The 20486-nt window shown below is 59.3% G+C and carries 18 protein-coding genes; 11 read left to right on the top strand and 7 right to left on the bottom strand.

The genetic code is table 11. From position 1 onward, the window contains the following. Positions 1–3: 3 nt before the first annotated feature. The 3 genes from FDY95_RS07165 (at position 4) to FDY95_RS07155 (ending at position 2047) form a co-directional block, all read left to right on the top strand. Positions 4–369, top strand: coding sequence for a hypothetical protein (locus FDY95_RS07165; RefSeq protein WP_138076100.1), 366 nt, complete (start codon positions 4–6; stop codon positions 367–369). 67 nt (positions 370–436) lie between these two features. Then, positions 437–748 carry a DUF3892 domain-containing protein gene (locus FDY95_RS27115; RefSeq protein WP_138076098.1) on the top strand — a complete coding sequence of 104 codons (312 nt, stop codon included), beginning with the start codon at positions 437–439 and terminating at the stop codon, positions 746–748. 144 nt (positions 749–892) lie between these two features. Then, a complete protein-coding gene (locus tag FDY95_RS07155) occupies positions 893–2047 on the top strand; it encodes a DUF4236 domain-containing protein (protein ID WP_138076096.1) in 1155 nt (384 codons plus the stop codon). 184 nt (positions 2048–2231) lie between these two features. Here the strand turns inward: FDY95_RS07155 and FDY95_RS07150 are convergent, their stop codons facing one another. Next, positions 2232–2726, bottom strand: coding sequence for a hypothetical protein (locus FDY95_RS07150; protein WP_138076094.1), 495 nt, complete (start codon positions 2724–2726; stop codon positions 2232–2234). An 88-nt stretch (positions 2727–2814) separates the two neighbouring features. Between FDY95_RS07150 and FDY95_RS07145 the strand changes: the two genes are divergently transcribed. Together FDY95_RS07145 and FDY95_RS26240 are read left to right on the top strand one after the other, a co-directional pair. Then, on the top strand, positions 2815–3576 hold the full coding sequence (locus FDY95_RS07145) for an IS5 family transposase (protein WP_138076092.1): 762 nt from the start codon (positions 2815–2817) through the stop codon (positions 3574–3576). Between the two features lie 3455 nt (positions 3577–7031). Continuing rightward, a complete protein-coding gene (locus FDY95_RS26240; RefSeq protein WP_171025565.1) occupies positions 7032–9380 on the top strand; it encodes a PGAP1-like alpha/beta domain-containing protein in 2349 nt (782 codons plus the stop codon). Between the two features lie 123 nt (positions 9381–9503). Here the strand turns inward: FDY95_RS26240 and FDY95_RS07135 are convergent, their stop codons facing one another. The 6 genes from FDY95_RS07135 to FDY95_RS07110 form a co-directional block, all read right to left on the bottom strand. Further along, positions 9504–10106 (bottom strand): recombinase family protein, encoded by a 603-nt coding sequence (locus FDY95_RS07135; protein ID WP_138076088.1) that lies wholly within the window; start codon positions 10104–10106, stop codon positions 9504–9506. Between the two features lie 413 nt (positions 10107–10519). Further along, complete coding sequence (locus tag FDY95_RS27110) at positions 10520–10693, bottom strand: integrase core domain-containing protein (RefSeq protein WP_138076275.1); 174 nt, start codon at positions 10691–10693, stop codon at positions 10520–10522. A gap of 123 nt (positions 10694–10816) precedes the next feature. Further along, the gene (locus tag FDY95_RS07125) at positions 10817–11713 is read right to left on the bottom strand and encodes a helix-turn-helix domain-containing protein (protein WP_138076086.1); all 897 of its coding nucleotides are present in this window, start codon (positions 11711–11713) and stop codon (positions 10817–10819) included. Between the two features lie 97 nt (positions 11714–11810). Beyond that, positions 11811–12632, bottom strand: a complete 822-nt coding sequence (locus FDY95_RS07120) for an SDR family NAD(P)-dependent oxidoreductase (RefSeq protein ID WP_138076084.1) — start codon at positions 12630–12632, stop codon at positions 11811–11813. Between the two features lie 184 nt (positions 12633–12816). Further along, on the bottom strand, positions 12817–13647 hold the full coding sequence (locus FDY95_RS07115; protein ID WP_138076082.1) for an SDR family oxidoreductase: 831 nt from the start codon (positions 13645–13647) through the stop codon (positions 12817–12819). Positions 13648–13750: 103 nt separating this feature from the next. After that, a complete protein-coding gene (locus FDY95_RS07110) occupies positions 13751–14680 on the bottom strand; it encodes a helix-turn-helix domain-containing protein (RefSeq protein ID WP_138076080.1) in 930 nt (309 codons plus the stop codon). Between the two features lie 121 nt (positions 14681–14801). Between FDY95_RS07110 and FDY95_RS07105 the strand changes: the two genes are divergently transcribed. The 6 genes from FDY95_RS07105 (at position 14802) to FDY95_RS07080 (ending at position 20456) form a co-directional block, all read left to right on the top strand. After that, positions 14802–15698, top strand: a complete 897-nt coding sequence (locus FDY95_RS07105) for an AraC family transcriptional regulator (RefSeq protein ID WP_138076078.1) — start codon at positions 14802–14804, stop codon at positions 15696–15698. A gap of 444 nt (positions 15699–16142) precedes the next feature. Next, positions 16143–16577, top strand: coding sequence for an ester cyclase (locus FDY95_RS07100; protein ID WP_212744863.1), 435 nt, complete (start codon positions 16143–16145; stop codon positions 16575–16577). A gap of 80 nt (positions 16578–16657) precedes the next feature. Next, on the top strand, positions 16658–17716 hold the full coding sequence (locus FDY95_RS07095; RefSeq protein WP_212744862.1) for an L-dopachrome tautomerase-related protein: 1059 nt from the start codon (positions 16658–16660) through the stop codon (positions 17714–17716). Positions 17717–17882: 166 nt separating this feature from the next. After that, complete coding sequence (locus tag FDY95_RS07090; RefSeq protein WP_138076074.1) at positions 17883–18824, top strand: NADP-dependent oxidoreductase; 942 nt, start codon at positions 17883–17885, stop codon at positions 18822–18824. A gap of 19 nt (positions 18825–18843) precedes the next feature. Continuing rightward, positions 18844–19302, top strand: coding sequence for a cupin domain-containing protein (locus FDY95_RS26565; protein ID WP_212744861.1), 459 nt, complete (start codon positions 18844–18846; stop codon positions 19300–19302). A gap of 14 nt (positions 19303–19316) precedes the next feature. Beyond that, positions 19317–20456, top strand: coding sequence for an L-dopachrome tautomerase-related protein (locus FDY95_RS07080; protein WP_138076072.1), 1140 nt, complete (start codon positions 19317–19319; stop codon positions 20454–20456). Positions 20457–20486 lie beyond the last annotated feature (30 nt).

Here is a 20486-nt window from a genome sequence, read left to right as displayed (position 1 = left end):
TTCATGAAAGCACTATTACTCACGGCTGCGCTAACGGTTAGCGCAGCTACTGCATCCCTCGCTCAAACGACGCCGGCACCAGCTGCTGCCAGCGTTGCCCAGCGCACCGAAGAATACTGCATGATGCTGGCCTCGCAGAAGTTCATGAGCACCAAGGTGACCATCGCTATCGACTACGGCCAAGAGCGCAAGTTCTTCTCCGATAACCGGTACAAAGACGCCGAGGGCAAGGTGCAGAGTTTCAACTCTATCATCGACGCGTTGAACTACCTGAACGCCGAAGGCTGGGAGTTCGTGAACGCCTACGTGATCATGGTAGGTGGGCAGAACGTGTACCACTATGTGATGCGGCGTAAGATCACAGCATAAGGCGGCCCTATCCCTAGTTGATCGTTCGGTTCATTGAAAACATCTTTCACCCTTAAGTGCTCAGAACATGGCAGAATATAGAATTTCTGGCGTTTGGAAGGCAGGTGGAGTAATTACTCATTATGCTGTTCATCAAATAGTCCAGGATGGAACAACGAAAGCATCTAAAACATCAAAAACAGCTGCCATTGCATTGGTTGAAACCCCAGGTAATACGGTTACTACATGGGTCTGGAATTACACCCGGTCATTCTGGAATATAGGAGAAACTGTACACGTTGTCAACGCGAGTGCTGGCAAGTATTTACGATCTAACGCAGACAATAAGCTCACCGACAACTTGAGCCATCTGATCAACTTTGATTGGATTGCTCCGTGACAAGCTGACTAGCTCGCATAAACAGCGTCGGCCCCACCTACTGGTGGGGCCGACGCTGTTTACATCTTGTGATGTACGCTTTCGCTTCTGCGCGATAAGTGTATTATTGCACATAACCCCCTATCACTTCTAACATCCGTTACGATGCCCTTCAAATTTCGTCGCAGACAAAAGCTATTCCCTGGAGTTTACCTAAACATTAGCTCGAAGGGCCTGAGCGCAACAGTAGGCATCAAGGGATTGAATGTTAATCTGAATGGAAAAGGGGCCTATCTAAATACCGGTATCCCAGGAACAGGTCTATCTAGCAGAAGCAAAATAGCTGATTGGTCTACTGGGGACAAAGGCACGTACAATCCCGCTGTTCTGCACCCTAGTTCTGCGAGTGACCTTGAGGATACTCCTTATTACTTTCTACCTAAGCAGCTAGAAGGCGAGATCAAAAGCAGTTCCGCAGACTCTGTAACAAGCAGTGAGCTTTCCCAGGTAAAGGAAACCTTTCTAGCTGCCCACCAAGAGAAACAGGCAATCCTTGTTGAGGTGCCAGTTGTAACCAAGCAGGTTCGGGATGCCAAGCGGAACAGGCTTCTATCAAAGCTGTTTTTGATCGGACTATTTATCAAAAAATTTGACGAGGACTATTCTAACAAAGCAAACTACTTAGACGAAATACTTAATCAGTTAGTGAATTGTAAGGTTCAATTAGATATCACTACAGATGCATCTATTGAAATTCGATACGCTGCTCTGAAGTCGTCCTTCGACGAATTATCAAGGTCCCACAAAATTTGGGACAAGACATCAAGTAACCGCAATTTCGAAAACAAGTCTTCCGCTGGTCATGTAATTACGCGAACTATAACGTCGCTATCCCATAAAAATATTGAGTTTATAAACGCGGATTTTGATGCACTATATTTCAAAAATCAGAATGGGAGCGATATTTACATTTATCCAGGCTTCGCTATTCTCTTTGATAGCCATCAGAACTTTGGTATGGTTAGTCTGCCGGAATTGAAGCTCTCCTTTAGATCAACCCGTTTTTTAGAAGAAGAAATCATTCCACAAGACGCGACTGTTATTGGAAGGACATGGGCAAAGGTGAATAAGGATGGTACCCCAGACCGAAGATTCAAAGCGAACCGTCAGATTCCTATTGTGCAGTATGGCGAGCTGGAATTCAAAAGTGACAGTGGCGTCTTCGAGGTATTTATGTTCAGCAACCATGAGGCTGCCAAAAAATTTGCTGCCAGCTACAATGCGTATGTAAGCACTATGCAAGCGCCTAACCACAACTAATAGCCAAGTATAGAATCTCAGACACTGGCATAAAATGAAGCAGCCCCACTAGTAGTGGGGCTGCTTCATTTTATGGAATGTTCTTCCATTGCTTGCAGAAGCCATCTAAGTGATCTGGAGCTTCAACTCCTAAGAGCGTGTTGGGATTTAGGAATCCGGTACGATGCGCGACAACCCTAACTCGTTAGCCTACATCAGTCCAGTAAGGCCCTTGCGCAACCTCCTCACCTGGGCTTAGATCAGTGGACAAGCCTGTGCCCGCATAGTTGAACACAGTGAAGGTATGCTGGGTGGTGAAGAGTTGGAGCGTCTTTTCGGTAGCAGACAAGTGAGGGGCCGAGGTAGCACTATCACGTTCCAAGCGCACCCGCGTAATACGTTGTCCCAAAAGGGAAGCCAAATAGTCTCCCGCCAGCATCGGGTGCGGCCCCCACAACCCAGGAGAGCGGGCATCCGCCAGGGCCTGTGCCCGCGACCGGCCCTGGGTTAACTGCACCCATATGTAGTCCCCGGCGTCGGCTGCTCTCACGTCAAGCAGCCACTCATCGCTCAGGCCGAGCAGAAGTTGAAACGGGTCGGAGCCGCCTTCTACCCATTCATCCCATCCGCCCAAGGAGCCGACGAGATACACGGCTTCAATATCAAGGCCGACTAATGGCCGCAGAATAGATTCCAGCATACAGAGCCAGTATTGGCAAATCAATCTTGATGTACAAAGAAAACGAGCCAGTAAGTTGGGGCGGGAGTTCCTAGGCTTCCGGTCCCTTATGGTTGAGTGCTTTCAACCCCTTACTGACTCGCAGTGGCAAGGTATGATTCCGCTGCTGCCGCTACAACGCAAACGGCGCTTGTGCCTGCGCCACGTGGTCAACGCCCTGCTGTACGTGTGCCGCACGGGCTGCCAATGGCGCAGTTTGCCGGCCGTCTTCCCGCCGTGGACCGCCGTGTATTACTACTACCGGCGCTGGCAGCAGGACGGCACGCTGCCGCGGCTGAACCGCTGCTTGATGCAGGCCGAGCGCGTGCGCGAAGGCCGCGCCCCCACGCCGGCCGTACTCTGCCTCGATAGCCAAAGCGTGAAGCTGGCCCCGCGCATCTATGAAGCGCGAGGGCTGGACGCGCACAAACGCGTGAACGGGCGCAAGCGGCAACTGCTGGTCGACACGCGAGGCCGCGTGTGGGCCTGCCGCAGCCACGCCGCGCACCAGCACGACGGGCAAGGTGCGGCCCCGCTGTTGCTCGAACGCCGCTACTGGGGCCCGCGTCTGCGCGCCGTGGTCACCGACCAAGCCTACCGCGGTCGCTTTGCCGAAGGGCTGCTGGCGCGCGGCCTGCGCCATGAACTGGCCAGCCGCCCGCCCTCGGCTCGCGGGTTTGTGCCCGTGGCCCAGCGCTGGGTCGTCGAGCGCACGTTCGCCTGGCTCAACTGCTTCCGCCGCCTCGTGGTCGATTACGAGCACCTACTCGAAAGCCACGCCGCTTGGATTCTCTGGGCCAACATCACGCTCTGCCTAAATCGAATCACCTAATTCCCCAACACGCTCTAAGCCGTCACAGACAGTACCAATTGTAAGGCGGTCTAGCTTTTCAAACCTAGTTGGAACAGTAGCTACACCGCCTGTCTCTTTGCACTCATATGTTAAAAAGATCCATTCCGCTCTATCTCAACACAATCACGGTAATCCAGATAGCTAAGAAATTTCTTTACCTCCATATACCTTTATGCATAGGGCACTGGATGCATTACCCTAAATCAGGGGCAATTAGAATTGCTGTCCTCCCAGTCCGGGCGGCATGGAGTGGCCTGTGCCCAGCAGACGCTGGCGCTGTCCTATGCCAAGTGTTTAACGCGACGTTCTCGTCAGTAGCATGCACCTCAGCCCGCACGGTGCTGTGACATTACACAAACGAGCGTTAATAAACGCTACGGGTTACCCGTGATGCACGACCGTGCTGGACCTACCGAGCGGTAGGTCCAGCACGGTCGTGCATCGATGATTAAACCACTAGTGTGCTTGGATAGGTGTAATTGGCTAACATATAGTGGCCTATTTCGAGTGTTTGACGGCTAGAGTACCCCTGCTGAAGCCACGTGGCACCAGTGGCCATGCCCACCCGTCATGACGCTTAAAGATCCTTGGTAGCCCTTGTAGACACTTCCAATCGCTTACAAACCCTTAGGAACGCTTGCAAACCCTTCGCTACTCTGTTTCTATGCTGTCGTAGGCGGTAAACCCGTTGAAACCCTTGGGAACGCTTACAAACCCGTCTATTCCTTTCCAAACCCTTGTAGGAGGCCTCGCGGTGGGCCTCGGGGATTGCTCGTACGCGCTGCCTACTCTTCGCAACGGCGTAAACGCACGCCTCCTATCGCTGCTGGAGCACTCCTGATGCGCCCGCCACGCTTGTAAAAGTTACATTCCGAAGCGCGGTTCATCCGCGCGGCTTCCGGCCGGGTGAAAAAGCAGTGGTTTCACCACCGATTTCGCACGAGCAAATTCGCGTCTTGTGGTCGCTCCACGGCCGTCCCGTTATGCGACTGCTCCACAGGCGCTTTTACCCTCGCTTGCAGCGGTGCGAAAACAGCCGCGCAGCGCACGGGTATTTCGGGCGGAAACGGGAGATGCATTGTCACGGCCATTTCGCTTGAAAGCGGGTTTTGGGCTGTTGCTAAGCGTTTCAAAACACCTAGTAAAAACTGGCCCCTATACGTGCTATTCAGCTGTTGCTCCAAGGGCCTTCTAGACACCTCGTAGCGGAAGGGAAATGCACGTATGAAACGCGTCCTTTTTACGCGTCTACACCCGCTGTTTTTGCCCGCGTGGGAAGGGCCCGCCGCCGTAGGCTGAATGAGCACCACTAGCAGCGGAAATAACGCCGTACATGACGGCGCTCCAGCAAGCCATAGTACTACTGGGAGCTGTACTCGACAGCTACTGGTACGTCGGCGCCGAGCGGCGTACCACTTCGCGCTCCATGCTACCGGTAACGACCAGGTGTTACCAGTATCTACCACATGCTGCCGGTAACTACCAGATGCTACCTACAGAGCCCAGCCGTTGGTCGTCATTCGCACTGCCCCCAGGGGCGGTGGCGGTGCGCGGTTGTGCCCGGCGCCCCCGCTTGGGCGGGTGTCACGTTTTGTAAACGGTGCTGGGAAGATGTGACGCAAGTGGGTGTCACGTTTTGTAAACGGTCGTTTGATAAAAGTAACACGCCAGTGAAAGGGGGCATCGGTAGCCCCGTGTTATTGTAAGTCCAAGCCGATGCAGGGTATCTGCCATCTTTCATTCGCCGATACTTGGCCCGGCAACAACTCCCGTTATTTGTAGCGCAAGTGAATAAATTATGAATATTTAATGCTGCTATATTCAAGCTTACATTACTTACATTAGTTATTGCGCTACACACCAGGTCCTTGGTACCCGCGTCTTGGCCTATGAACAACTGTGCTCACCTTCCTTATCACAGCCGCGTGGCGAGCCTGTGGTTGACTACATGCCTAGTTTACGCAGCCTTGTTGTTGACTACCCCGGCCTATTGCGGCACCCTCGATGCCATCCTGAACCCCGACGGCACGGTGCGGGCGGGGGTGCGCGGGTCGTTCAGCACCGTAGGGTACCGCATGGAAATGGCAGTGGCAGGCCAGCCGGTGTTTCGCGAGCAAAGTAAATCAGCTGCGTATTTGGGTCCCTTTGTACTCCAAGGAAACGGAGTGAACGGTCCGGTTATCGCTTTAGCGGCGGATGGAAACGGCAATCTTTACGCGGGAGGAGGCTTTACTACAGCCGGGGGAGTACAGGCCAATCGTATAGCCAAATGGGACGGCACGAGGTGGAGTGCCTTGGGTTCGGGGTTAGGTGCGCCGACCCAGTCTCCTTATCCCTATTCCTTAACCCTGACTGTGGATGCGAGCGGTATCCTTTACGCGGCCGGAGACTTTACTTCCGCTGGGGGAGTGCCCGCCAACTACATAGCCAAGTGGAATGGCAGCAGCTGGAGCAGCCTGGGCACTGGATTGAACTCGACTTACGCCCTTGGCCGGTGTTCCCTCGTCGTGGATGGCCTTGGTAACCTCTACGCAGCGCGGGGCCCAGGGACCGGCTCAGGTCCCATAAGCAAGTGGGATGGCACCGCGTGGAGCACCCTGAGCAATGCAGCCTCACCGTCCGCCCTTGCGGCGGACGCCAGCGGCACCCTGTACGCAGGGGGGAATTTTAATTTGCCCGGCGGGGGGGCTGCGAACATAGCCAAGTGGGACGGTACGGCGTGGAGCGTCCTGGGCATTGGGCTAAATGACTTGCCGACTTCTTTTGCGCTGGATGGAAACGGCAACTTGTACGCGGGAGGAAACTTTACGATGGCCGGGGGAAGGCCGGCCAACCACATCGCCAAGTGGAATGGCACGGCGTGGAGCGCGTTGGGCACCGGCTTAAACGACGTACCGGTCGCCCTCACCGTGGGCCGAAACGGTAATCTCTATGCGATAGGGGGATTTGGCACGGCTGGGGGAGTACCGGCCGAGCGGGTGGCCGAGTGGAACGGTACCGGGTGGAGTGCTCTGGGCTCGGGTATAGTGGGCGGCGGTAGCGTGTACGCCTTGGCCGCGGGTGTTGGTAACACGTCCTACGTGGGCGGAAGCTTCACAGGTGCGCTGCCTTACCTGGTTCAGTGGAACGGGGGCCGTTGGAGTACCTTAGATGATGCCCCTGTTCTAACCGCCGCAACTCCCTCTTCGGGTTCTATTGGCGCATCTATTGCGCTGACAGGCAGTAATCTAAGTCAAGCGACTGCTGTCACTTTCAGTGGTGGTACCCCCAACGTAGTTACTACGGGTTTCACTGTCAACAGTGCCGGTACGCAGATTACGAACATCGTCGTGCCTAGTGGGGCGGTGACCGGAAACGTCACGGTCACGACTCCTAACGGCGTTAGTAGTGGCGTTCCGTTTAGTGTGACTGCCCCTACCCCTACCTTGACTGCGGTGACCCCAGCTTCGGCTACTATTGGTGAAGTTATTACCCTGACAGGCAGCAACCTAAGCCAAGCCACTATTATTGCCTTCACTGGTAATACAGCTAACTTAGTTACTGCCGGTTTCACCGTCAACAGTGCCGGTACCCAAATCACCAACATCACCGTACCCAGTGGGGCGGTAACCGGTCCTATCCGGGTCACGACCCCTGGTGGCCTCAGCAATGGCGTGCCGTTCAGTGTACTGGCGCCCGTCCTTACGGCTTACCATCTGCAGCAGCAAGGCGTCCGAACGTCCCGCGTCGACCTGCACCACCAAGCTCCTGGTGCTATTAAAGTAGGCGCCGATGGGGCGGCCGGAACCCTCTTCAGCGTGGCCCGGAGCACCGGAACGCATTTCAAGCTGCGCCTGCAAGAAAACCCGACCAACAGCCGCACCGGCGCTCTGGCTGATGCCGCCGGCTACCTCGACACGCTCACGACCGCAACCGCCGCTGAGGCGATGTATTACCACCCTTCGTTCGTGGTCGCGACCGGTTGGTACAAAGACCTGCACCTGGAGGTGGTGGACAAAGGGACCGGCACGGTGCTGGGCACGTACTTGGTGCAAGCCGTGCGCCCCCCGCTGCTCTTGGTGCACGGGCTGTGGTCGAACGGACCCGATGCGTTTCCAGATCTACCCTTAAGGTTGGTGACCGATGGCGTATACAGCCAGCAAAGCGATATCCGGTATGCCCGCTACGACAACGACCGCGATTTTTTGCACAACGCGCCCTACATTATCAACGACAAAAACGCGCTGCTCCGCTCGTACGCCGACCGCAACATTTCGGTATCAAAGATTGACGTGATCGGTCACAGTATGGGCGGGTTGCTCGCCCGGCAGTACATCCAAAGCAGCAGCTACCAACAAGACATCAACAAGCTCATCACCCTCAACACCCCGCACAGCGGTAGCCCAATCCCCAATTTCATCAACTCGCTGTCCGCGGTACCACGTTTGGCCTTGGTGGAAGACTTGATGTTTTTGGGTAAAGACCCGACCAAAGGCGCAGTGGACGACTTGAATTATAGCGGCTTAGCGCCCGGCACAGGCGTCGCCCGCCTCAACATAGCTCCCAACACCCACGGAGTAGTCGTTCATGCGACCACGACCACCTTTCAATTGAGTCCTTTGCTGCCGGTATCGCAGTTGATCAATGGCAACCTCAGTTGGGGAGGCGTGATCATGGGGTTCGTCTCCCTGGCGTACCCTCGAAGCAGCGCGGCTTTTAACACCTTTCTTTCAGCCAGGATGTTTCAAAGCCCCGGTAATGATTGCATCGTGGGGCTTGATAGTCAACAAGGGGGCTTGACAGGCGCGTACACCGACAACACGCCCGGCCAGTGGCACGGCTCGGGCGGCAATTCCGTAGTGCAGACCCAACTGATAACGTTGCTCAAGGCGAACAGCCGAAGTACGTCCTTCAGCACAGCCGGCTTCCGCCCGGTTCCAATACACAGTGTTTTCCCACGGGCCGCGACTCCCATACCAGCCCCTCCCGCGAAAACCGCTTCCACGCTCGTGATTACTTCGCCCACGCGCAACACGGTGCTGACCGACGTGGACAGCATCCAAGTAGCGGTATCGGCCAGTTCAGATGTGACGCGCATCATGCTGGTGTGTGGCACCGGCACGGACGAACTCACCTCGAAGCTCATCACTGGGGCTGGAGGCACGACCTACATCAAGGTACCCAAAGGTGGTTTGGGCCGGCTCAAGCTGGCTGCCTTCGCCTTCGCCGATTCTGTTTTCGTGCAACACGATACCCTGGGCACTGGGCTTACCACCCGCGCGACCTTGACCCGCGTGCGGCTGGAGCCCCGCCTCGCCTATACCTCCGCAGGCGACAGCGCCCTCGTGCAGGTTTTCGGCACGTATTCTGACGGCCTTGACCGCAACGTACTAGGCCAACCGGGAATGCAGTTTACGTTCCGCAGCGGTGGCAAGGCCCGGATGGGCCGGCGCAACAGATACATAATAGGTTTGTCTACCGGTCTAGACTCGTTGCGCGTAACCTTCGCTGGCCGCACCGACATCGTACCGGTGGTCGTGGCTGCTCCCCAAATGCCGGTGTTGGCGACTCGCCCCCCCACGCCCGAGCCATTATCAGTGTGGCCTAATCCAGCACAGCACTCCGTGCGCATCCGCGGCGCTTCCAATGTGCCCATCAGCTTGCTGGACATGTTAGGACGACCTGTGCGCACGCATGCGCCCCTTAAACCAACTCAGGAAGCGGTACTCGACTTACGCGGCTTGCCTACGGGTCTTTATATCGTGCGGGCGGGCACTGCTTCCAAGCGCTTGTTCGTGGAATGATAAAGTGCACCTAAACCAACGGTGCTGCCACAAGGATCCTCAGCAAGGCTTTAATTATGCTGGTGTACAGGCAGCGGCAAGAAATGCCTCTGCCTGTTTTTACTAGGCACGCCCCAAGTACGGTTAGCCACTGGCGGGCGTGGTGCGGTGGCCGTGGATGACCACGCCGCGGTGGCGCAGGTATTTATAAAGCGTGACCTTGGAGATGCGCAGACGCTGGGCAATTTCGTTCACCCCAAGCTTCTGCTCGCGATAAAGCGTCTCGGCTACGATGGCCGTGCGCTCCGCTTCTTCCGATAGCCCCCGCCGCCGGCCGCCCACCCGGCCGCGGGCCCGGGCGGCCGCCAGCCCGGCGTGGGTGCGCTCGCGGATGAGCTCGCGCTCGAATTCCGCCAGCGAGGCAAAGAGGTTAAACACGAGCCGGCCCTGGGCGGAGGTGGTATTGATCGCGTCAGTCAAGGAGACCAGCCCGACGCCGCGCTGCTGCAGCTCACCCACCAACTCCAGGAGGTGCTTGAGCGAGCGGCCCAGCCGGTCGAGCTTGTAGATGTAGACCGCGTCGCCCTGGCGCAGCTGCCCAAGCATCTTGTCCAGCTCGGGCCGGGCAGCCGAGGAACCGGAGGCTTTCTCCTGGTAGATGACCTCGCACCCGGCCTGGGTCAAGGCGTCAAGCTGGAGCTCCAGGTTCTGGTCGCGGGTGGAGACGCGGGCGTAGCCGATTTTCATACGGACTTGTACAGGTTAATCAACGCCAAGGTAGGCATTCCTGTACTTTGATTCCTGTACAAGTTTACTGAACCAAATCCAGCCTGCTGAGCTAGGTCGGACTTGCGGTTCAGTTAACAGATGAGTTGTACAAGAAAACGGCCGTTTCAATTAATGTCTTTCCAGTTCAGCTGAGTGAAGGGACTGCTTAGTTCCAGGGTATCGATTTGCGTCAACTGCGCTCAACAACTGAATAATCTCTTTCAGCCGGCTGGCGACGTTGGGGCTGCTCTTGGAAAACGGATTGCTCTCCTCTACATCTAGCTAGCTGTCCTTTAAGGTATTATCCTATCTTGTTGTGTACGCTTACCCATTAGATAAGACAGTGGTAGACACAGATTATGCCGCTTGTTTAAATTGAGGGGGCTGAAATTCTAGGCCTGGTGAGGCTGTTGCGTATTATAGTCGTGCCGCCACTTGTCGACGAGTTGGCGCACATGGGCCAGCGAGCGAAAGAGATAGGCGTCGAGCAGTTCGCGGCGAAATGCCCCGTTGGAGCGTTCGATATACGCATTCGGCGTCGGCTTGCCGAGTGGAATCCAGTGCAGAGTAAGACCCCATTATTCACACCATTCGCTCTGTTTGGTGCTAATAAATTCAAGGCCGTTGTCGGTGCGCAGCTGCGCGGGGAGGCCATAGCACTCGACTAAGCGCGTAAGCGCCTGGACCACTCAGTTCAGGAACTGCGCCCGGTACTCGTGCGGCGTCAGGCCGACTTCCTTCTTGAAGAGCCGGGAGAAATAGGGCGGGTTTTCAAACCCGAGCTGGTAGGCCGTTTGGGCAATGGTGTTGTCGGTGCTGATGAGCAGGTTTTTGGCCTCGCCCAGCAGGAACAGGTGAATGTGGTCGAGAGCCGTTTTGCCGGTTTCCTGCCGCAGCAAATCGGTGAGGTAGCGCGGCGAGGTGTGCAGCTTCTCGGCCAGGTATTTCACGGTGGGCAGGCCTTTGGTTTGCAGCAGGCCATCCTCAAAATAAGCCGTCAGCAGGTCCGTAAAGCGCGAGGCCGTGGTGCCCGACAGGGGGCTGCGGTTGAGGAACTGGCGCTTGTAGAAGCGCTGCGAATATTTCAGTAGGGAAGCCAGGTGCGTTAGGATAATGTCGCGGCTGTACTCATCCGGATTGTTGCGGTATTCGAAGTCCATCTGGTAGTACAAGCCCCACATAATCTGCTCCTCGCGCGGGGACAGGTGCAGCGCCTCGTTGGCTTCGTAGTCGAAGAAGCCGTACTTTTTTATCTCGGCGTGCAGCGGGTGGCCGAGCAGATAGTCTTCGTGCATGAAGAGCACGAAGGCTTTTTCGGTCAGTTCGATGTCGTTGATTGCCATCACCTGCCGGGGCTTCACGAAGGAGAGGGAGCCGGCGTCGTGGTCATATGTGGTTTTGCCGTAGAGAAAGTTGCCCGCCTTGATTTTCTTCAGACTAATCATGTAGAAGTCCGTGGTAATCGGGCTGCTGCCGAAGGAGCAGTGCGTCAGTTCCTGGCAGGTCAACAAACTCAGCAGCGGGTGCTCGGCCGGCTCATAGCCGCTGATGCGGTGGAATTCGCCGATGCTGGTGAAATGCTTCATGGGGGGGCAAGTAAGCTATGGCCGGATGAATATACCCCAAACGGCCCCCGCTCTACCCAGGAACGGGGGCCGTTTTCACGGGAGTGGAGCACGGGTATTAGCCGTGGGCCGCCACGGCCACGTCCTGCCACGCGGCCCAGTTGGCCAGCCGCTCGCCGTAGACCTGCTGCGCCCAGGGGTAAGCGTCGCGGCCCAGAAACAGGCGCAGCGGCGGCTTCTCGGAATCAATTAGTTGGAGGATGGCCGGCACGGTCGTCAGCGGGTCGCCGTAGTTATCGGGGACGAAGCTGGGAATGGCCCACAGCGCCTCTTTCACCTTGTCGTAGGCCGCAATGGGCTGGCTTTGCACGGCCGAGCTGCCGCCGAAGTCCGTTTTGAAGCCATTAGGCTCCACCAGCGTGACGTGAATACCGAGGTCCTTTACCTCCAGCGCCAGCGCCTCGCTTAGGCCCTCCACCGCAAACTTGGTGGCGCTGTACAGGCCCAGCGTCTGGGCCGTATTGATGCCCAGAATGCTCGACAGCTGGATAATATGCCCGTGGCCCTGCGCCCGGAAGATGGGCAGCGCCGCCTGCGTCACCCAGAGCGTGCCCAGCAAGTTGGCGTCGATGATGTCGCGGGCTTCCTGCTCGCTGATTTCTTCCACGGCCCCGAATACGCCGTAGCCCGCGTTGTTAATGACCACATCGAGCGTGCCAAAGTGCTCTTTGGCCTGTTGCACGGCGGCCAGGCTCTGGGCGCGGTTGGTGATGTCGAGGGCCAGCGGCAGGAAGGCCGCGCTGTAGGTGTCGACCAGGTCTTGCAGCCCGGCTACGTTGCGGGACGTGGCTACTACGTTGTCGCCGCGTTTCAAAAAAGCTTCGGCCCAAATTTTCCCGAATCCGCGGGAAGCGCCGGTAATGAAGATTGTCTTTGCCATCTCTGTTGTAGGGGTGAAGTGATGACACAAAATTCCGGCAAGGCCCCGGCGGGAGGCTGATACAAAAGGAGGAAGTTGTGATACAGAATGACGTCGGGGCGGAGCGAGCAATAGTGCGACGAGCTTGGTGGTTCGCGTCCGGGTGGATGCTCGCCAGCGGACGCGAACCGCCAAGCTCGCGCCGCTACTCAGCCGCGAAATAGGGGAAGTAGCCGCGCATGATGGCCAGATACTCCTGGTCGGAAGCCGTTTGCCGGGCTTGCAGGTAGTGCGCGGCATCGGCCCCGACCACGTAGCGCAGCTGCGAAGTGCCGTCGGTGGCCGCCTGGTAAATGACCCGGGCCACATCCTCGGCGGTGCTGCGCGGCAGGTGCCCGGTGGCTTGCGCATAGTGCGTGCGGAACGTGCTGGTGACGGGTGCGTACTCGGGCAGATTGCTCTGAATGACTTCGGCCGAGGTGCTGCCGAAATTGGTGGCGACGCCGCCGGGCTCGATGATTTTGACGCCCACGCCCAGCGCCGCCAGCTCGTAGGACAGCGACTCCGAAAAGCCCTCCACCGCAAACTTGGAGGCGTTATAGAGGCTGCCCACGGGTACCGCTACGCGCCCGCCAAAGGATGAAACATTGATGACCGTGCCGCGGTGCTGCGCCCGCAAATGCGGCAGCACGGCCTGCGTCACGGCCATCAGGCCGAACACGTTCACGTCGAACTGCCGCCGGATTTGCACCGCGGAAGCCGATTCGAAGATGCCGAAGGTGCCGAAGCCGGCGTTGTTGACCAGCACGTCGAGCTGGCCGAACCGCGCCAGCCCGGCGGCCACGGCCGCGGCAATGGTAGCCGGCCGCTCCACGTCGAGCTGGGTGACCAGCACGTTGGGCAGCTGGGTCAGCTCGGTTTCCTGCTCCGGGGTGCGCATGGTGGCGACGACGTTCCAGCCTTGCGCGGCAAAATAACGGGCGGTGGCCCGGCCAAAACCGGACGATGCGCCGGTGATAAACACAGTGTTGCTCATGACAATGAGGGGATTGTTACTTGACCCCACAAAGCTCCGGCGGCCGGCTCAGGCCCCGTTTGCGCCGGCCAACCCATTATTTGTCTGCATCAAACAATCCGCTTCAGGCGCGGAAAGCTAGGGGCGAGAGGGACGTGTGGCGCTTGAAAAAATGGGAAAAATGCGCCACTTCCGCGAAGCCGAGGCAGTCGGCAATTTCCGACACCGTCCAGTTGGTTTCCTGCAGCAGGGTTTTGGCTTCCTGCAGCAGGCGGCCGGCAATGAGGTCGGTGGTAGTTCGGCCGGTGGTTTCCTTCAGCACCCGGTTCAGGTGGTTGACGTGCACGGCCAGCCGGTCGGCAAACTCCCCGGCCGTGCGCAGCTGCAGCCGCTGTTGGGGCGTGCTGACGGGAAACTGCCGCTCCAGCAATTCGATAAATAGGGAGCTGACGCGCGCCGAAGCGTTGAGCATGGGGTGCTCGGCCGGGGCCGGCTGCAAGCGCTGCCCAAAATGAATCAGCTCCAGCACGTAGGTGCGCAGCAGGTCGTACTTATAGGCGTACTCGGAGCCGATGGTTTGCTGCATCTTCTGGAAAATGGCCCGCAGCTCGGCGTGCTCCGCGGCCGATACTTGGAAGACCGGGTAGCCGCCCGCCCGGAAGATGGGCAGCTCGTCGAGCACCGCGCCGCTCTTGGCCGGCAGCATAAAATCGGCCGTAAACACGCACGACAGGCCCACCTGGTTCAGGTCGTCGGGCACCCAGTGGTAGGGTACTTTGGGCGTGGCAAACAGCAGGGCCTGCTGGTCGATGGCAATGACCTTGTCGGCGTATTCGGCCCGGCTTCGGCCCGTAATCAGGCTGATTTTGTAGTAGGCCCGGCGGTCGAAGGGCATGGTGGGCTTCTCGCGCACGTGGCGCAGTAGGTCCTCGAGGTTGAAGACGTTGAAATGCCCGATTTCCCGCTGAATGCCGCTGGGCAGCAGGCCGCTCGGGTCGGTTCCGGCCAGCGCCGCCAGCTTGTGGTAAAACTCGTCCAGGGATGCCGTTTTCATGGGGCGGAGGTTGCGTTATTCAAAGGTAGCGGCCAGCTGCCGGCCGGATAGATGGACCACCCGGCCGGGAAAACAAAATTTCATCCTTGCGCCTTATTGCGGACGATAACACCCCAACGCTATGCACATCCAACAGTCGCACGCCCCGTTTGAAATTACCGTAGAAGAGCTGACGCAGTGGGTGGCCCGGCCGCACCAGCACAACTTCTTCGAGCTGGTGTTTATCGAGGCCGGCGCGGGCCGGCAGTGCATAAACCACCAGCATATAGCGTACGAAGCCGGCAACGTGTTCCTGCTGCCGCCGCTCGACTGCCATTCGTTTCAGATCAGCACCCCGACGCGGTTCGTGTTTCTGCGCTTTACGCACCAAGTATTTGCCCGCAACAGCCCAGCCGAAGCCGACTTTCAGGCCTGGTTTCAGCAGCTCTCCTACATCCTGATTAACTACAACCAGGTGCCCGGCGACCTGATTGCGGACCCGCAGGACAAGCACCACCTGGTTCAATGCCTGCACCTGATCCGGGCTGAATACGCCAAGGGCGACACCTTTTCGTCCTCCCTCATCCAAAGCACGCTGGTGACGGTGCTGAACCTGCTGGCGCGCCACGTGGAAGCGGCGCTACTGGCTGCACCCGGCAGCGCGCCCCGCCGCTTCGTGGAAGTGCTCAACCACGTTCAGCACCATCTGTTTCAGCCGGAGCAGCTGAGCATTGCCGCGCTGGCGGCCCGCACGGGCGTGGCGCCGTCGTATTTCGGCGAGTATTTCCGGCAGCACGCCGGCGAGTCGCTGCAAGCCTACATTACGAAGTCGCGGCTCAAGGTGGCCGAATCCCGCCTGCTGCACTCCGACCACTCGGTCAAGGAAATTGCGTTTGAGCTGGGTTTTACCGACACCAGCCACTTTGCCCGCACCTTTAAAAAGCACTACGGCTACACCGCGCAGCAATTCAAGCAGCGCGGCCAGTTCTGCCAGCTGAAATCAGCCGCCGCGCCGGCCAGCGTGCCGCTGGTAGCTTAACAACGCGTACGCGTCGGCGTGAGCTTGTCCGCGAGGACAGTGCCGGAGAAAATCCAACCACTCCCGGCGGGCACATTGGCGCCGGCCGGGCAGCAGGTGGCCTTTGAGCGCAGGCTTGGGCCTCAAAAGGCCATATACAGTCAGCTAAGGGCTCTTTTGCAGCAAGCGCAAGAGCCAGGGTATGATTAGTGGTGTAGGCTTCGGAAGCAGAACCAGCAGCAATAGCTCACCCGGAGCGCCTCCTTTCCGTGCCGCATTATCCCCGATTCGTACCGCAGGCTAGGTAGCAGGGGCAGGCACCTTTGTGCCGTCCAATCAACCTTTTCCTGCCATGAAACTGCTTCCGCTTTTGGCCGGCCTGGCGCTGCTGGGCGCCGGCGGGCCGGCCGCCCCCGCCCAATCGAACCTGCCGCTGGCTCCCATCACGGCCCCCAAACTCGTGACGTGGGCCAGCAGCCTCACCGATGCGCAGGCCGCGCAGCTGCTGCGCACGGCCCGCCTATTCTACACTTTCTGGAACACGGGCGACGTGCGCTATGCCCGCGCCGCCGTCAGCCCCGATTTCAAGGACAACACCTTGCCGCTGGGCCGGCCCCAGGGGCTGCCGGGCCTGCAAGCCGCTTCCAAAGGCTTTCTGATGGCCGTACCCGACCTGAATGCACGTTGGAAGACGTGGTGCTGGCCAACGACAAGGTGGTGGCCCGGCTGCTGTTCACGGGCCACAATACCGGGCCGTTTGGATCGCACCCGGCCTCGGGCAAAGCCATTCGCTTCATTGCCATCGACATCCTGCACATCCGCGACGGCAAGATTTACGAGGACTGGCACCTGGAAGACAACCTGTCTTTCCAGCAGCAGATCGGCGTGGTAAAGCCATGAACGCCCCGCGCCAAACCCTGCTAAAAAGCATTTTGCTCGGACTGCTGCTCAGCGCCTGCACCTCGAACACGTCGACTTCCATGGAAAGAAACACGGAGCAGACGCCGGCGGCCCACCCGACCGTAGGGCCGCTCGAAGCGGTATACCAGGGTCCGACGCCCTGGGTGGGCATTGTGGTCAGCGACGCCGGGCGGGCGTTTGTGCTCTACCCGCGCCCGGCTGGCGAAGCAGGCCCCCGCATTGCCGAGCTGCGCAACGGCCAGCCCGAGCCTTACCCCAGCGCTGCCTGGAACGACTGGCAGCCCGGCGCGCCCACCGCCGGCAAGTTTGTGCGGGCCAATTCACTCCGCATCGGCCCCGATGGTCTGCTGTGGGTGGTGGACACCGGCACGGCCCAGATGGGCGGCCCCGTCCTGCCCGGCGGCCCCAAGCTGGTGGCCATCGACCTGCAAACCAACCAGGTAGTGCGCACCCTGCCGCTGACCGACGTGCTGAAACCCAACAGCTTCGTAGACGACCTGCGCCTGGCCGGCAACACCATTTACCTCACCGATGCCGGGGTGCCGGCCCTTATCGTACTGGATAAGCAAACGGGCCGGGGCCGCCGCGTACTGGAAAACGATGCCAGCACCACCGCCCGGCGCCCCCTCTACGCGGAGGGCACCGCGCTTACCACCCCCGCCGGCCAGCCCGTGCGGGTGCACGCCGACCAGCTCGAAGTGTCGCCCGACGGCCGGCTTCTCTACTTCCAGACTGCCTCCGGCCCCCTTTACCGCATTGAGACGCGCTACCTGCTCAACCCGCAGCTGCCCGCCGCCGAGCTAAGCCGGCACGTGCAGCTGTTCTTCGACACGCCCAGCACGGGCGGCACGGCCATCGACGCTGCGGGCAACCTCTACGTGGCGGACGCCAACCACCAGCGCATCCTCAAAATCACGCCCGACGCCCAGGCCACCACGCTGCTCGAAGACAAGCACCTGCTCTGGCCCGATGCCCTATGGATTGATAACCACGGCAACCTGTGGATTCCGGCCGCGCAGCTCAACCGCCTTGCCCGCCTGCACGGCGGCGTGGACGCCTTTCAGCCGCCGGTATTCATCTACAAGCTGCCCATCGGTGCCGAGCCATTCCGCAGTTGAGAAGCTGGCTAAAAACCAAAGGACCAGGCGGAAGCCGATAGAACGGTCCGTCATTAACGCTCGCCGTGGCTCCGCTTTCCGTGCCGCATTATCCCCGATTCGTACCGCGGGCCAGGTAGCGGCGCCGGGCACCTTTGTGCGGCTCAATCACCCAACCCATTTTCCTATGAACGCCTTCCTGCTCACGGGTACCACCGGCCCCGACAGCCTCCAAACGACCACCTTGTCCACCCCCACCATCGGCCCGGCTGAGGTGCTGGTGCAGGTAATAGCCATCAGCCTGAACCCCGTCGACGTGAAAACCACCTACGGCAAGGGCGTGTACGGCCGCCTCAAAGACGAGCAGCCGCTGATACCGGGCTGGGATATTTCGGGCGTGGTCAGCGCCGTGGGTGCCGACGTAACCGACTTCAAGGTCGGCGACGAGGTGTTCGGCATGGTCAACTTCCCCGGCCACGGCCGCGCCTACGCCGAGTACATGGCCGCCCCCGCCGCTCACCTGGCCCGCAAACCCGCCAGCATCAGCCACGAAGAAGCCGCTGCCACCACGCTGGCGGCCCTCACCGCCTGGCAGGCCCTGGTGACCAAGGCCCACGTGCAGCCGGGCCAGCGCGTGCTCATTCACGCCGCCGCGGGCGGGGTCGGGCACTTTGCGGTGCAGCTGGCGAAGGAGTTGGGGGCCTACGTCATCGGTACCTCCTCGGCCGCCAAACGAGACTTTGTCTTGTCGCTCGGGGCCGATGAGCACGTGGATTACACCCAGGTGCGGTTTGAAGACGCGGTGCAACCCGTTGACATGGTGCTCGATGCCATTGGCGGCGACAACATGGTCCGTTCCCTGGACGTGGTGAAGCCGGGCGGCACGCTCATCAGTATCCCCAGCGGCTTGAGCCCCGACATCACCGAGCGGGCCGCCGCCAAGGGCATCCACGGCTACTTCTTCCTGGTCAGCTCCGATGGCACCGATATGCAGCGCCTCGCCGAGCGCCTGGCCGATGGCCGCCTGCGGGCGCACGTGTCGCAGGCGCTGCCCTTTGCTGAGCTGACCGAGGCGCTACGCCTGGTGGAAAGCGGCAAAACTCAGGGTAAGGTCGTCGTGGTGCTGTAAAATTGATTCGTAAGCAGTTATGAAATCACAGCTTTGGATTACCGCGCTTACGGGCGTCGCCGTGGGCTTGCTCAGCGGCTATACGTTTCACCAGGTTTCTGCGCGGGCTACGCCGCCGGTGCAGCATTTTGCCTTCGCCAGCCTGTCCACCCGCGCCGTGAATGCCCTTACTACCCGCAGCATGGTGTCGGGGCGGGCGGGCACCATTGGCTGCCTGGTGTACCGGAAAGGGGCCGTCATTCCGCGGCACCAGCACCCGAATGAGCAGTACTCGCTTATCCTGCAGGGCAGCGTGCGGGTGAGCATCGAAGGCCAAACCTACCTGGTGAAGGCCGGCGAAGGACTCATCATCCCGTCCAACGTGCCGCATCGGTTCGAGGCCCTCGAAGACGGCACCGTCGACGTGGACTTCTTCACCCCGCGTCGCCAGGACTGGATTGACGGCACCGACACCTACTCGGCCGGGCCGGGCAAATAAACACTTACTTCATCATGCGTAACCCACTCATCTACGTCGGGCTGGCCTTGGCCCTGCTGGCCGACGCCTGCGGCACCGACCACTCCACCGCCCAGCCGCCCGCCGCCCAACCGGCCGAAACGCCCGCCGCGGCCACGTCCGCGCTGGAGCCCGTTTTCGCCGATAGCACCTACCAGCTGACGGGCGTAGCCGCCGCGGCCGATGGCCGCGTGTTCGTCAATTATCCGTATTGGCTGGATAAGCACAGCTATTCGCTCCTGGAAATCGGCTCCGATGGCCAGGCCAGGCCTTATCCCGACGCGGCCTGGAACAGCTTCAAAAAGGGCGACGACGGCACCAATAAATTCGTGTGCGTGCAGGCCGTGGTGGCCGACGACCACGGCTCACTCTGGGTGGTAGACCCGGCCGGCATCGGGCTGGGCAAGGTGTACCAGAAAAGCAATAAGGTGGTGCAGATTGACTTGAAAACCAATCAGGTGAAGCGCATCTACCGCTTCCCGGAGGCGGTGGCCGGCGCCGACAGCTACCTCAACGACATCCGGGTGGACAACCAGCACGGCTTTGCCTACCTCACCAGCTCCAGCAAGGGCGGTATCGTGGTGCTCAACCTGGCTACCGGGGCGGCCCGCCGGGTGCTGCAGTCGCATTATTCCACCCAGTCGGATACGACTTATCATTTCAAAATGAACGGTAAAGAGTTGGCCAACGCCCAGGGCCCGGTCAAAATCAATTCCGACGGCATTGCCCTCACGCCCGACAAAGCGTGGCTGTACTATAAGCCCCTCACCGACAATAAGCTGTACCGGGTAAGCACCGCAGTGTTGCGCGACTTCAAGGCTTCGGAGCAGCAGGTCGAGCAGCGCGTCGAAGACCTGGGCAATTTTGTGACCACCGATGGCATGGAGTTCGACGCGGCCAGCAACCTCTACCTGGGCGACCTGGAGAAGTCCAGTATCGTTAGAATCGGTCCCGACAAGAAGGTGACCACGCTGGTTACCGACCCCACCACGCTGAGCTGGCCCGACAGCTACAGCGTGAGCCCCGACGGCTACCTGTACATCTCCTGCTCGCAGATTCAGAACATGCCCTGGTTCAACAACGGGCAGAACCTAACCAAGCGGCCTTACCAGGTAGTCCGGCTGAAGCTGAAGTAGGCTGAGCCTCAACGCCAGGCCGCATGCATC

The sequence above is a fragment of the Hymenobacter jeollabukensis genome (assembly GCF_005771675.1).
Classification (GTDB): domain Bacteria; phylum Bacteroidota; class Bacteroidia; order Cytophagales; family Hymenobacteraceae; genus Solirubrum; species Solirubrum jeollabukense.
Note: the sequence above shows the minus strand (reverse complement) of the source record. Positions and strands in the feature narration are given on the sequence as shown.

Excerpts from the sequence above, each read along its gene's own strand:
- FDY95_RS07165 (WP_138076100.1), top strand. The coding sequence starts at position 4 with ATGAAAGCACTATTACTCACGGCTGCGCTAACGGTTAGCGCAGCTACT.
- FDY95_RS27115 (WP_138076098.1), top strand. The coding sequence starts at position 437 with ATGGCAGAATATAGAATTTCTGGCGTTTGGAAGGCAGGTGGAGTAATT.
- FDY95_RS07155 (WP_138076096.1), top strand. The coding sequence starts at position 893 with ATGCCCTTCAAATTTCGTCGCAGACAAAAGCTATTCCCTGGAGTTTAC.
- FDY95_RS07150 (WP_138076094.1), bottom strand. The coding sequence starts at position 2,726 with ATGCTGGAATCTATTCTGCGGCCATTAGTCGGCCTTGATATTGAAGCC.
- FDY95_RS07145 (WP_138076092.1), top strand. The coding sequence starts at position 2,815 with ATGGTTGAGTGCTTTCAACCCCTTACTGACTCGCAGTGGCAAGGTATG.
- FDY95_RS07135 (WP_138076088.1), bottom strand. The coding sequence starts at position 10,106 with ATGAAAATCGGCTACGCCCGCGTCTCCACCCGCGACCAGAACCTGGAG.
- FDY95_RS07125 (WP_138076086.1), bottom strand. The coding sequence starts at position 11,713 with ATGAAGCATTTCACCAGCATCGGCGAATTCCACCGCATCAGCGGCTAT.
- FDY95_RS07120 (WP_138076084.1), bottom strand. The coding sequence starts at position 12,632 with ATGGCAAAGACAATCTTCATTACCGGCGCTTCCCGCGGATTCGGGAAA.
- FDY95_RS07115 (WP_138076082.1), bottom strand. The coding sequence starts at position 13,647 with ATGAGCAACACTGTGTTTATCACCGGCGCATCGTCCGGTTTTGGCCGG.
- FDY95_RS07110 (WP_138076080.1), bottom strand. The coding sequence starts at position 14,680 with ATGAAAACGGCATCCCTGGACGAGTTTTACCACAAGCTGGCGGCGCTG.
- FDY95_RS07105 (WP_138076078.1), top strand. The coding sequence starts at position 14,802 with ATGCACATCCAACAGTCGCACGCCCCGTTTGAAATTACCGTAGAAGAG.
- FDY95_RS07095 (WP_212744862.1), top strand. The coding sequence starts at position 16,658 with ATGGAAAGAAACACGGAGCAGACGCCGGCGGCCCACCCGACCGTAGGG.
- FDY95_RS07090 (WP_138076074.1), top strand. The coding sequence starts at position 17,883 with ATGAACGCCTTCCTGCTCACGGGTACCACCGGCCCCGACAGCCTCCAA.
- FDY95_RS26565 (WP_212744861.1), top strand. The coding sequence starts at position 18,844 with ATGAAATCACAGCTTTGGATTACCGCGCTTACGGGCGTCGCCGTGGGC.
- FDY95_RS07080 (WP_138076072.1), top strand. The coding sequence starts at position 19,317 with ATGCGTAACCCACTCATCTACGTCGGGCTGGCCTTGGCCCTGCTGGCC.